Source organism: Cyclobacterium xiamenense (assembly GCF_009467825.1).
Taxonomy (GTDB): domain Bacteria; phylum Bacteroidota; class Bacteroidia; order Cytophagales; family Cyclobacteriaceae; genus Cyclobacterium; species Cyclobacterium xiamenense.
Genome location: NZ_WIOK01000003.1, coordinates 234,417 through 246,434, shown reverse-complemented (window position 1 = coordinate 246,434; position 12,018 = coordinate 234,417). Strand labels below are relative to the sequence as shown.

The 12,018-nt window shown below is 47.7% G+C and carries 11 protein-coding genes; 8 read left to right on the top strand and 3 right to left on the bottom strand.

Annotated elements, in window-relative coordinates:
- Positions 1-299: 299 nt before the first annotated feature.
- Entirely contained in the window at positions 300-818 is a 519-nt protein-coding gene (locus GCU44_RS03780; protein WP_154853963.1) for a GNAT family N-acetyltransferase, read from the bottom strand.
- Between the two features lie 255 nt (positions 819-1,073).
- On the opposite strand from GCU44_RS03780, the gene GCU44_RS03775 reads away from it, so the two are divergent.
- Positions 1,074-2,519 (top strand): aldehyde dehydrogenase (NADP(+)), encoded by a 1,446-nt coding sequence (locus GCU44_RS03775; RefSeq protein ID WP_154853960.1) that lies wholly within the window; start codon positions 1,074-1,076, stop codon positions 2,517-2,519.
- Positions 2,520-2,632: 113 nt separating this feature from the next.
- On the opposite strand, the gene GCU44_RS03770 is transcribed toward GCU44_RS03775, so the two are convergent.
- On the bottom strand, positions 2,633-2,947 hold the full coding sequence (locus GCU44_RS03770) for a DUF721 domain-containing protein (protein ID WP_092173384.1): 315 nt from the start codon (positions 2,945-2,947) through the stop codon (positions 2,633-2,635).
- Positions 2,948-2,970: 23 nt separating this feature from the next.
- Positions 2,971-4,095, bottom strand: coding sequence for a radical SAM family heme chaperone HemW (gene hemW / locus GCU44_RS03765; RefSeq protein ID WP_154853957.1), 1,125 nt, complete (start codon positions 4,093-4,095; stop codon positions 2,971-2,973).
- Between the two features lie 193 nt (positions 4,096-4,288).
- On the opposite strand from hemW, the gene GCU44_RS03760 reads away from it, so the two are divergent.
- From GCU44_RS03760 to porL, 7 genes are all read left to right on the top strand, one after another.
- Positions 4,289-5,209 (top strand): SMP-30/gluconolactonase/LRE family protein, encoded by a 921-nt coding sequence (locus GCU44_RS03760; protein ID WP_154853955.1) that lies wholly within the window; start codon positions 4,289-4,291, stop codon positions 5,207-5,209.
- Positions 5,203-6,942, top strand: coding sequence for a BamA/TamA family outer membrane protein (locus tag GCU44_RS03755; protein ID WP_241684828.1), 1,740 nt, complete (start codon positions 5,203-5,205; stop codon positions 6,940-6,942). Before GCU44_RS03760 ends, GCU44_RS03755 begins: the two co-directional genes overlap by 7 nt.
- Positions 6,942-8,051 (top strand): DUF4271 domain-containing protein, encoded by a 1,110-nt coding sequence (locus GCU44_RS03750; RefSeq protein WP_154853948.1) that lies wholly within the window; start codon positions 6,942-6,944, stop codon positions 8,049-8,051. The genes GCU44_RS03755 and GCU44_RS03750 overlap by 1 nt, the downstream gene beginning before the upstream one ends.
- A gap of 16 nt (positions 8,052-8,067) precedes the next feature.
- Positions 8,068-8,841 (top strand): uroporphyrinogen-III synthase, encoded by a 774-nt coding sequence (locus GCU44_RS03745; RefSeq protein ID WP_092173395.1) that lies wholly within the window; start codon positions 8,068-8,070, stop codon positions 8,839-8,841.
- A gap of 77 nt (positions 8,842-8,918) precedes the next feature.
- Complete coding sequence (locus GCU44_RS03740; protein ID WP_154853945.1) at positions 8,919-9,896, top strand: PorP/SprF family type IX secretion system membrane protein; 978 nt, start codon at positions 8,919-8,921, stop codon at positions 9,894-9,896.
- 111 nt (positions 9,897-10,007) lie between these two features.
- Positions 10,008-11,102 carry a T9SS ring complex lipoprotein PorK/GldK gene (gene porK, locus GCU44_RS03735; RefSeq protein WP_154853942.1) on the top strand — a complete coding sequence of 365 codons (1,095 nt, stop codon included), beginning with the start codon at positions 10,008-10,010 and terminating at the stop codon, positions 11,100-11,102.
- Between the two features lie 57 nt (positions 11,103-11,159).
- Positions 11,160-11,963 (top strand): type IX secretion system motor protein PorL/GldL, encoded by an 804-nt coding sequence (gene porL, locus GCU44_RS03730; protein WP_174238227.1) that lies wholly within the window; start codon positions 11,160-11,162, stop codon positions 11,961-11,963.
- Positions 11,964-12,018 lie beyond the last annotated feature (55 nt).

Sequence of the window (12,018 nt, the reverse complement as noted above, 5' to 3'; positions counted from 1 at the left end):
TGAGCCTTTTGGCGCTTTTTTTGAAGACTAAAAATTTGTTTTAGTTATTGCTTTAAAAAACCGAATTTTCTATGGCTCACGTGGTTACATTGAAAAAATAATAATTAGGTGGTTTTAGGTATGGTTGCTGGATTCTGGTTGCCCGCAAAATGCGGGAAATTCTGTTCGGTCTGTGTGCGGGGCGTACGTAGCTACTGCTTCGGAATCAGTTGTCCAGGCAGGGCGGTCACGCAGCATGCGTCGCTCTCGTTTGGTATCCGCCAACAGCTAGAAAAGCTTTTCCATTACCGCAGGCTGGGTTACCGTCGGGTTGCCTCCCAGATGTATTTTTGTTCCACCATGGGGACACCAAAACTACTGGAATGCCTTTCCTCGGTCTTTTGGAATCCCGCCTTTCGGTACAAGCCGGCAGCCGTGGTAAGGTTGGCACTTGTCCATAAATACGCCCGTGAGTAGCCGCGCATGCAGATATGGTCCATGCATAACTGAAAGAGTTGCTTTCCCAAGCCTCTTCCCCGGTAGTCCGGACGGGTGATAAAATACCGAAGTTGGGCCGTTTGGGCATCCCGGTGAACCAACGCGATGCATCCTTTGATATCTTCTCCGGCTTTCGCTATCCAGACCTGGTCCTTGCCTTCTTGAAATTGGCTAACAAATTCGGCAAAGGTCCGGGCAACGTATTTTTCGAAGCCCAATCCAAAACCAAACTCCTTGTAGTAGTGCTTGCCATGCAGTGCGATAATGCCTCCAACATCGCCTGGTTCAAAATGGTTGATCAGGCGAAGGGAGTTATCCGGTAGGGAAAGCTGGGAATTCATGGAGCGGGAGTGGTTAGGAGGCTTGTGGTTTGGGTTATACGGTTTTACCAGCAAATTTATCAATACCCACCCGTATTTTCAAGGGAATGGCAATTCAACGAAAAGGGAAGCGGGCTCGCTGGTCGGGGAGAGGGGTATTCTCCGGGTTTTTTTGTTTCTGCCACGAATAACCTGTAACTTGACCTGATCAATGCACCCGACCCCAGGCCGGGCAGCAGCGACTTTTTTTAAACCACATAAACCCGTACAACAAAAATGGATCAAGTAACCGTTAATTTTCAGGATGCCCAGCAGGCATTTTTGCTGCTAAAATCAATGGATAAGGATAAGATAGCTGGTTTTCTGGAAGAGATGGCCGGTCAAATTGATGGGATTCGCGAGGAACTGATACCGACAGCTGCCCGGGAATCCCATTTGCCAGAGGGAAGAATCACAGGCGAGTTGGGCCGTACCCTTGGTCAAATCCGGCTTTTTTCGCAGGTAGTGGCAGAGGGAAGTTGGGTAGAGGCCACCATCGATCAAGCAGACCCGGAGCGAAAGCCGGCACCCAAACCGGACATTCGCCGTATGTTGCGGCCCTTGGGTCCTGTCGTGGTATTTGGTGCCAGTAATTTCCCGCTGGCTTTCTCCACGGCGGGAGGAGATACGGTCTCTGCTTTAGCGGCAGGTTGCCCGGTCCTCTACAAGGCGCATCCGGCGCATCCGGAAACCTCCCGCATGGTGGCCGAGGCTATAAAGAATGCGGTGCGCACAAGTGGCCTACCCAAAGGCACCTTCCAACACATCGAGGGGGGAATAGAAACGGGACAACTGCTGGCTACCCATCCCCTGGCAAAGGCGGTAGCTTTTACTGGATCCTTTCGTGGTGGGAAAGCGCTGTTTGATGCCTGCAATGCCTGTGAGCAGCCCATACCTGTTTTTGCAGAAATGGGAAGTGTGAATCCGATTTTTGTGTTTGAAAGTTACCTTTCCGAACAGGTTGAAGCGACAGCAGCTGCCTATGCAGGCTCCCTTACGCTGGGTGTGGGGCAATTTTGTACCAACCCAGGCCTTATTTTTATTCCCAAATCAACCGAGCAGGCCTTTTCCAAGGCAGTAGTAAGCCAGCTGAAGCAGTCGGCTGCTGCGCCCATGCTTCACGAAGGCATCTGCCACAATTACTACCAGGCCCTGGAGACCTTGTCTCATGCCCGGGAAATCGAATGGCTACTGGCATCGGAACCGGGTGAGTTATTGACCGGAAATGCAGCGCTGGCCAAAGTATCGGCTTCGGATTGGTTGCAGGAGGATGCCTTCCAGGAGGAAGTCTTTGGTCCGTTTGGAATCATGGTGGTCTACGAGTCCGAGGCAGACCTGATCGCCCTCGCGCAGCAGCTCAAAGGGCAGCTCACCTGTACTGTTTGGGGCATGCCGAATGAATTGAAAAGAAGCGGTGCTTTTTTGAATCTGCTGGAGGAAAAATGTGGTCGATTATTGTTTAAGGGAGTTCCGACGGGCGTAGAAGTTGGGCATGCCATGCAGCATGGAGGACCCTTCCCATCCACCACGGATAGCCGGAGTACCTCGGTGGGGGTGCATGCTATCAAGCGCTTTGTCAGACCGGTCGCCTATCAGGACATGCCGCAAGCGCTTTTGCCCAAAGCATTGCAGGAAGCCAATCCGCTCGGTATTCGCCGAAAAGTGGATGGAGAATGGATGTAGGGATAAAGTCATCGTATTGGTAAAATTCCGGTAAAACTTTCCGGATCTGGGGATAGTTTTACCGGAAATCCATTTCCGTTCGGCATTCCACGGGGGAATTTAACCTTACCTGCTTACAGAAAAGCCACGTCATTGACGACACCTTTGCCGTATTTGCTCTCGATCAGCTGCAGGATTTTTGATTTGTTGAGCATCATCTCTTTTTTTAGCGGCCCGGAGCTGATTTTGGCATACAGTACTTTTTGGCGGATGGAAAGATGCTGGGTTCGGGAAGCTACGGTTTTGCCCATGAGCTGTTCCCATTCCTGAATGACGGTTTTTTCCGAAAAAGTATCCTTGAGGCGGTAGGCCTCCAACAATTCTTCGAAGACCTCTTTTAGTGGAGCGGTATGGTTGTTTCGTTGGTTTCCTGAAGGATACTTTTTCATGGGATAAAGATACGGGGAAACCCTTACAAAAATAACTTTGCTGCCAGGTAATCTGCTAGTAATTTTCCAGACTCGGTCAGTGTGACCCGGTCGCTTTGTTGGTGGATCATTCCCCGGGATCGTAAGTCTTCCAGGATCACTTTTCGCTCGGTGAGCAGGTCCCAATCGTATTTTTTTTTCAGATAGTCTGGCTGCACCCCCCAAATGGTCCGTAAGGAGGTCAGCAGGTACTCGTTGATGCGGTCCTCTCGTGACAGCTTCGTTTCCGAAAAGGGGAGTTGGCCCGCTTGTAAATGCCGCAGGTAGCGGGGATTGCTGGCAATGTTGTATCCCCTGTTCCTGCCGTCAAACGAGTGGGCAGCAGGTCCCAGGCCCAGGTAGGGCACCCCTTTCCAATAGTTGCTATTATGCAGGGAAAAAGCACCTTCTTTGGCAAAGTTGGAAATTTCATAGGCCACATAGCCTTTCGCAGAAAGCGTCTGCTGGAGGATTTCAAACTGTTCTGCCTGAAAATTCTCCGAGGCTGCATTGAATTTTCCTTTTTTTTCCCAAACCCCAAGCGCAGTCTTTGGCTCTACCGTCAGGCAATAGGCGCTGATATGATTCGGCGCTTCGTGCAGGGCTTGGGCCAGGTCCTGCTTCCAGATCGCATGATTGGGTTGGGGGAAGCCATAAATCAAGTCCATGGAAAGGCTTTTGAATCCGGCCTTTCTGGCTTTTTGCAATGCGGTAAGGGATTCGGCAGCGCTGTGCGAGCGATTGTAGAAGCGCAACACCTCTTCGTTGAAACTTTGTATCCCAATACTAAGGCGATCGATACCCATCTTCAGGTAGGCGTCAAGTTTCTCTTCTTCCAGATCATCCGGATTGGCTTCCAGCGTTACTTCCTGAAGTTGGCAGTCGAAATTTTCCTGCACCGTTTTCCAGATTTTCTGGATGGCTTCGGTGGGCAAAATAGAGGGCGTTCCCCCTCCGAAATAGAGCGTTTCAATGAGACTGCCTGCGGGTAGATACGATTTTCTGAGGACCAGTTCCCGGCAGATTGCATCCACCATGTCAGACGTATTTTTCAGGTTGGTACTGAAGTGGAAGTCACAATAATGGCAGGCTTGCAGGCAAAAGGGAATGTGAACGTAAATACCAGCCATTGGCTCAAGGGGTTTGTACAGGGTATTGGCATTCGTCCGGGCTCCTCCCAAGGCGGATCCTGGGATCCTGACTAAGTAGATCCTTTCGTTCCGAGACCGATCTGCAAAGCTAAAGATTCTTGCGATCAGGTTTTAGTTTTTGTTGATAAATGGCTTATTTTTGGATAAAATTTATCATTCAATCCCAATTACGATGACGACGACCCCCTCAAAAATAGCCCTGTATTCGACGATTTTCCTGCTGCTAGCTGCCTTGCAATCGCTGGCCCAGGTAGACATAAAAAAAAGTTTGGTCCCCAAAGATGCCCAGGTAACTAAGGTGGGAGAAGGCTATGCCTTTACGGAGGGACCCGCGGTGGATCGTGAAGGCAACGTGTTTTTTACCGATCAGCCGAACAACAAGATATACAAATGGAAATTTTCGACCGGGGAGATCTCGGTTTTTTCGGAAAACTCGGGAAGGTCAAATGGCCTTTACTTTAACCTGCAGGGGGACCTGATCGCTTGCGCGGACGAGGAAAACGAGCTGTGGTCGTTTGATAAGGAGGGCAATCACGAAGTGCTTCTTGAGAATTTTAAAGGAAAAAAACTAAATGGCCCGAATGACCTGTGGATCAATCCCCGGGGAGGAATCTACCTGACGGATCCACTATATGCCAGGAAGTATTGGGACAGGGATCCGGAAATGCAGCAAGACGGGCAGCATTTGTATTACCTGAGTGCCGATGGGTTGCAGTTTTTTCGGGTGGATGAAAATCTGGTAAAGCCCAACGGGCTAGTGGGTACACCGGACGGAAAAAAACTTTACGTCGCGGATATCGGGGATAATAAAACCTATGTGTACGATATTGAGGAGGATGGATACCTCACCAATCGGAAATTGTTTGTGGAAATGGGCTCGGATGGTATGACCCTTGACCACCGTGGCAATGTCTACCTAACAGGAAAAGGCGTAACCATTTTTAATAGTAAGGGCGATCAGATCGGGCACATTCCGATCGAGGCAAATTGGACGGCAAATGTATGTTTTGGTGCGGGCGACAGAAAAACGTTATTTATAACGGCGATGGATGCGGTTTATACCTTTCCGATGAAGGTAAGAGGTGTTTGGTAAGAAGCTTTCGGCTACTCATTTTTAGCTGGGCTCTAGTGGGACTTGCCGTTTTTGGCAAGGCGCAAACGACCGCTTACCAGCTAAGCGTAGCCATTGCAGCGGAGGGATCGGACACCATTCGGGAAACATACGAGCTGCCCGATAGCCTGGCAGTGTATCGTTTTTCAAGAAAACTAATTGATTCTCTTCAATGGGAAGGTTTTTTAGACGTGGAGGATTCCCTGCAGTTTTTTGGGGAAAAGAAAGCAAGCCTTTTTCTGAATGCGGGACCGCAGTACACATGGCTGTATCTGGGCAGGGGCAATCTGGAGCCCTGGATGCTACCGTCGTCTTCCCGGATGGGGTTTCCGACTCAGGGCAAGCCGTTTCGGTTTCGTGAGTTGCGGTCCATTATAGACGAAATACTTTATCGCGGTCAAAATACAGGATATCCTTTTATAGCCGTATCATTAGACAGTGTTCGGCTTAGTCAGGATCAGGTAGCAGCCGGATTACAGGTAGACAAAGGACCCTGGATCTCGTTTGATACGCTGCGGATTACGGGAGATTCCCGGACCCAACCACTGTTTCTGTCTCGAAAGCTGCGAATGGCCCCTGGAGAGCCCTTCTCTCAAAAACGGGTAGACCAAGCTTTGGACGCAGTCCGAAACACTCCCTATCTCCGTCTGGACGGGGCTCCGGAATTGTCCTTTCAAAATGAGGAAGCGACCGTTTATTTGCCGGTGAACGACCGGAAGATCAATCGGCTGGATGGGATAATTGGCTTGCTTCCAAACGAGATCGAAGCCAACAAATGGTTGGTAACCGGACAGTTTGATGTTCACCTGGCGAATGTTTCTGGAAAAGGCAGGGATTATTCCCTGAATTGGCAGCGGCTTAGCCAATATTCCCAAAACCTACGGGTGGCAGGTCGGGAGCCTTTTCTATTCGGCTCTCAACTCGACTTGGGCATATCCTTTGCCTTTCTGAAAGAGGATACCACGTTTTTAAACCGCGAGTTTGAGCTGCACGTTGGGTATCAACTGGCGGCCAAAACGTACCTCACATTCTTTGGTAAACGGCAGGCTGGGGATTTGTTGGATGTAAGCAGGTACAGCGATGCCAGTGAGCTGCCTGAAATCGCTGATTACCGGTATACCAATTACGGTGCTACTGTAGATTTTAGCGATCTGGACGATATACTCATGCCGAGAAGTGGGTGGAGGGGTTTGCTTCGTTTGGGCATAGGAAATAAGCGCCTGGTAGAAAATACCGGCCTCCCACAGGAACTGTACGAGGAGGCACAGCAAAATACCCTTCAATACTACGTGCGGGGCAATCTACAACGGTATTTTCGATGGAATCAATCGCTCAGCACCAAATTGTCCCTCGATGCAGGAGACATGTACAATAGCAATTTGTTCCTAAACGATTTATTTCGGCTGGGTGGGCTGAAAAGTATTCGTGGGTTTAATGAAAATTTCTTTTACGCAAGCAGGTATGCGTACCTGACGGTGGAACCGAGGTATTACATAGGCAACGAATCCTATTTTCTGTTGTTTTCGGACATTGGCATGCTGGAAAACCGCGTATCGGGCCAGGCGAAGGAATGGCCAATAGCCCTCGGTGGCGGATTAAGTTTGGAAACCAGCGGGGGGATCTTTACTTTCGTTTATGCGTTGGGTCAGGCTGCCAATCAGCCGATGACAGTGGCCTATTCGCGGGTTCATTTTGGGTTTACCAGTCGTTTTTAATGAAGAGAAACTATCGATTATTTTTGGGAGCGCTTGCCCTTTTTTTCGGGATATTTTTTGCGGAGACTGGTCGTGCGCAGGTGTTGATTAATTACGATCCCGAAATACAGGAGCAGGAGGGGGGCTGGCTGGCAGGTACCGAATCGATGCATGTATGGGTAGACACGAAGCAGTTTGCTGCCGCCTCCTGGCGCATCGTCGTTCCCAGAGGTGCGGGCCTTTTTATTGGAGACAATTTATGGATACTTCCGGAAAAAGATACCCTGGTATTTTTGAGCAACGAGGCACTGTTATCCCAGGCAGGTGCGGAGGGGAAAGTGAAACTCACCGCGCGGAAAAAGGGTATAGAGCAAGATGATTTTTCGGTAAAAAAAGGATTTTTCGTTTCGGATCTTTCAGAAGCGGTCACGCAAGCCGGAGCGATAAGTACACGACAAACAGACAGGGTAAAGGATTTCTTTTTTTTAGCCGTGTTGGTGCTGCTGTTTTTTATTGCACTTTTTCGCCTGTTATTTCCTACCATCTTTGGCGTTTTCTGGAATCCGGCGGGCATTTTCTCCTTCGAGGATTTGTGGGAGTCGGTTGGTTTTTCGAAGGTTTATTCCGCCGAGCTTTTGTTTTACTTGATCGTTGTCAATCTGGGTGTAGGGTTGATGGCACTTTTGGGGATGCATCTATTTGGGGTTGAACTGACGGTGCTCGCCTTTGACCAAGACGTGGAAACGATGGTATTGCTCTGGTTGGTTATTAGTTTGGTGGCTACGTTGCTGACCTTTTTTAAGTTTATGTGGTTGGCGATAAATACGTTTATTTTTGATTTGGAGCGGGTAGCACTACCTCATTTTTTTTATTTGCTAAAGGTTAGCGGTTTTGGGTTGTTGGTTGTTTTGGCAGTGACGGTTGTTTTGTATGCTAATGAGTTGATCCCGGATGGGATTTATTTGGAGGCCTTATATTATTCGTTCTTTGGGCTTTATACCTTAGGAATTATCGGTTTGACTATCTGGCTTTACAAAAAAAATGGTTTTAATAATTATCATTTATTTTCTTACCTTTGCACCTCTGAATTGATCCCCTTTTTGGTGATTTGTAAATTGCTCCTAGGGTAAAGGAAAAAATACGAAAATGACGCAATCAACAAAAGACAGATTAAACCGGGTAAGAAGTATTTTGGTTTCGCAGCCAAAACCCTCGGACGAACGTTCGCCCTATTTTCAGTTGGCTGAAAAATACAAGATCAAAATTGATTTCAGGCCGTTCATTCAGGTGGAACCGGTAACCATCAAGGACTTCAGAAAGCAAAAAATTGAGATTTTAAAACACACGGCTGTAATTTTCACCAGTAGGAATGCGATTGATCATTTTTTTGGCATTTGTCAGGAGTTGAAGATCGAGATGCCGGCAGACATGAAGTATTTTTGCATCTCGGAACAAACGGCCCACTACCTCCAGAAATACATAGTCATACGAAAGCGCAAGTTGTTTGTCGGAAACCGCACCGCTGCTGACCTGTTTGACTTTTTCAAAAAGCACAAATCAGAAAAATACCTGTTTCCCTGTTCCGATATTCGAAAAGAAGACATTCCCGACTTTTTAAGCAAGAACGGCATAGATTTCACCGAAGCCATCATTTATCATACGGTAGCTGCTGATTTATCGGATTTGAAGGATATAAAATACGATATTTTGGCATTTTACAGTCCTTCGGGTATCAAATCGCTGTTCCAGAATTTTCCGGATTTTGAGCAGGGTAAGACGCGTATTGCTGCTTTCGGCCCCACTACTGCGCAGGCGGTAAAGGAGATGGACCTGATTCTGGACATTGAGGCGCCGCTCCCAAATGCCCCAAGCATGACCGGGGCACTGGAACTGTATATAAAAAAAGCGAATAAAATCTGATTTCTTTTAATCTTTTTTCAGGTAAAGTCAGTTTAAATGTGTAGAATAGGTTTCCAATTGCAAAATGTCTTTTACACATGACCACAAAAAACTACCTGACATGCTGTGTGTTTTTTTTAGCTGCAATCCTTAGCCTTCGGCCCAATGCCGTTGCGCAGCAGGACGCGCAGTTTACGCAGTACATGTACAATGGTATGTTTTACAACCCCGCGTTCGCCGGCAAAGAGGCTGGATACCGGATTTCTGCCATGCATCGTACCCAATGGCTTGATTACAGCACCAGTACCGGTGCAGGTGGAGCACCTACTACCCAGCTACTGTCCGCTTCGGGCCGCTTCAAAAAAATCCCTATCGGGTTTGGCCTGATAGCGATAAACGACGCCATCGGCCCATTTACGAATCAGGAAGTCAACCTGTCTCTGGCGTATCACCTGACGCTGGGCCGGGGAGTATTGAGCATGGGGGCTTCGGGTGGATTTTTTTCAAGTACCATTCGCTACGATGAGTTTTTTCCGGTAAATCCGGACCCCACTGTACCTTCTGCCGGTGATGAAAATCAGGGCAACCCCAATGTGACCGTTGGGCTGATGTACGATCGGGGAAGTTATTATTTTGCCGTTAGCAGCAGAAATCTGAACGAGCCGGGTTTTGATTTTGGGGACGGAAACCTGGCAAATCGACTGGAAAACCACCATTACATCCTTGCCGGATACCGTATAAACACTTTTGCCCAATTTTCAGTTGAACCTAGTGTATTGCTAAAATCCGTATCGCTGAATAATTTTTCGTATGATGTCAGCGTTATAGGCACGTATAATAAAAAAATAAGTTTGGGATTGGCTTACAGAGGTGAGGAGTCTGCTTCCGTGTTGCTGGGATACAGTCTGTTAAGAGATAATTCCCTCAGGTTGGGTTACGCATTCGACTTGGTAGTTGGTGGATTGGAAGCAAAATCCCCCACCTCTCACGAGTTTATGTTGACCTATAATTTACCTCAGGTTTCGAAACAATTAGACAGGGTGATTCAGCGGACACCAAGATTTCGGTTCGATTAGTTAAAACATAATTGAAAAAATCCTTGTGTTTTTCTGATAAAATCTGTTAAATTTCGAATTGGTTATTTGTTTAAATGGTTGAAAATGAATGTAGTTAATTTAATGTCATTTATGCTTAAAAAAATGAATCAGCGCTTTTTCACCCTGATTTCGGGCCTGGTAATAATGACATTACTTCAGGGTTGTGGACTTTTTGGAAACAAAGGGACGGCAAGTGAAAAACTCAATCGAAGAGGTGAGGTTACCGGCGTTCCGAAGCGTTCCGGTTGGCAACAGGCTTTGCCTTTTGAAATGGCACCGGTAAAGGCCGGGACTTTTTGGATGGGGCAATCGGACGAAGACATCGCACTGAGTCGGTCCTCCATGAATAAGCAAGTTACCATATCCGAGTTTTTTATGGATAAGTACGAGGTGTCCAATAATAAGTACCGCCAGTTTTTGGATGCGGTGCGTATGGGAGACCTGGCACTCGGAACCCCTACCACACAGGCAGATCCGCCTGAGTTTGTGCTGGAGGAATTGCTTCCTGACACAACGGTATGGTCCACTAGCTTTACGCATCATTATGGGGATCCCCTGATGGAGTATTACTTTGATCACCCCGCTTTTGATGACTACCCAGTGGTCGGAATTAGTTGGGATCAGGCCAAGCAATACTGTGAGTGGAAATCCTACCACATGAATGCGAACGATGAATCCGAATTTGACACGCCCAAATTCCGATTGCCATTTGAGGCGGAATGGGAATACGCAGCCAAAGGAGGAAAAGAGATTGCCAAATACCCTTGGGGCGGGCCGTACCTGAAAAACAGACGGGGTTGCCTGATGGCAAATTTCAAACCCGGAAGGGGAAATTACATCGACGATGGTTTTGCTTACACCGCGCCGGTAGACGCCTTTGCTCCGAATGGTTTTGGATTGTACAACATGGCAGGCAACGTATCGGAATGGGTAGAGGACGCCTACAATCCGGCTGCCAACGCGCTGATCTGGGATATGAACCCTACCTTTAAGGATTCTACAGAAACCAGAAAGGTAGTTCGCGGAGGTTCCTGGAAGGACGTGGCGCACTTTTTGGAAACCAGCGCCAGGAACTACGAATACCAATACGTGCAGACTGCGCACATTGGGTTCCGTACGGCCATGACGTATATTGGGCGCTCCGGTACCATGGACGTGAAATCCAACAAACGTAGCAGACGATAAATTAGCTCATTTACCGAATACCTGAAAAAATTCCTTACTTAACGTTTTTTAAAAATTATGTCAACAGAAAATAACACCTTCGCTTATAAGTTTTACGGTTCGATCATGCCTAAGATTTATGGTATTGGCGCTGCAGTAGTAATTTTGGGAGCCATGTTTAAGATCTTGGATTGGCCATTCGCCTCTCTCATGATTGGCGTCGGCCTGACTACCGAAGCATTGATTTTCTTTTTATCTGCTTTCGAGCCAAAGAGCGAAGAATTGGACTGGACCAAAGTTTATCCGGAACTAGCCGGTAAAGATACTGGCGGAGCTGCCGCGAAGGTTGCACGTGTCAGTTCCGACCAAACTGCTCAGAAAATGGATCAACTGCTTGAAAAAGCGAAGATTGGTCCGGAATTACTCGAAAGCTTGGGTAAGGGCATGCAAAACCTGGCCAGTACAACGGAAAAATTGGGCACGCTTACGGACGCAACGGTGGCTACCAACGAATACGCTGAAAACGTGAAAAAAGCCTCGAAGTCGTTGGTTGATATCAACAGCTCCTACAGCAAAACGGCTACTGCACTGGCAGAAATGTCCTCTGCGTCAGAAGATGCCAAAGCTTACCGGGATCAAATTCTCAACGTAACCCGCAGTCTTTCGGCATTGAATAACGTGTACGAAGAGGAATTGAAAGATTCCAACATGCATGCCAAGACCATCAGCAAGTTTTATTCAAACGTCACTGCTGCCATGGAAGGCATTGCCGAGGCCGGCAAAGAAACAGAAACTTTTAAAACCGAACTGGCGAAACTGAACCAAAATGTCAACTCCCTAAACAAGGTGTATGGCGGTATGCTTTCAGCAATGAAAGGATAGTTTCGTTGAATGAGCAGTTCTTACTTATTTTAATCTTAGAAAACATACTATAGCT

Coding starts and splice junctions, on each gene's coding strand:
- GCU44_RS03780 (WP_154853963.1), bottom strand. CDS start 818: ATGAATTCCCAGCTTTCCCTACCGGATAACTCCCTTCGCCTGATCAAC.
- GCU44_RS03775 (WP_154853960.1), top strand. CDS start 1,074: ATGGATCAAGTAACCGTTAATTTTCAGGATGCCCAGCAGGCATTTTTG.
- GCU44_RS03770 (WP_092173384.1), bottom strand. CDS start 2,947: ATGAAAAAGTATCCTTCAGGAAACCAACGAAACAACCATACCGCTCCA.
- hemW (WP_154853957.1), bottom strand. CDS start 4,095: ATGGCTGGTATTTACGTTCACATTCCCTTTTGCCTGCAAGCCTGCCAT.
- GCU44_RS03760 (WP_154853955.1), top strand. CDS start 4,289: ATGACGACGACCCCCTCAAAAATAGCCCTGTATTCGACGATTTTCCTG.
- GCU44_RS03750 (WP_154853948.1), top strand. CDS start 6,942: ATGAAGAGAAACTATCGATTATTTTTGGGAGCGCTTGCCCTTTTTTTC.
- GCU44_RS03745 (WP_092173395.1), top strand. CDS start 8,068: ATGACGCAATCAACAAAAGACAGATTAAACCGGGTAAGAAGTATTTTG.
- GCU44_RS03740 (WP_154853945.1), top strand. CDS start 8,919: ATGACCACAAAAAACTACCTGACATGCTGTGTGTTTTTTTTAGCTGCA.
- porK (WP_154853942.1), top strand. CDS start 10,008: ATGCTTAAAAAAATGAATCAGCGCTTTTTCACCCTGATTTCGGGCCTG.
- porL (WP_174238227.1), top strand. CDS start 11,160: ATGTCAACAGAAAATAACACCTTCGCTTATAAGTTTTACGGTTCGATC.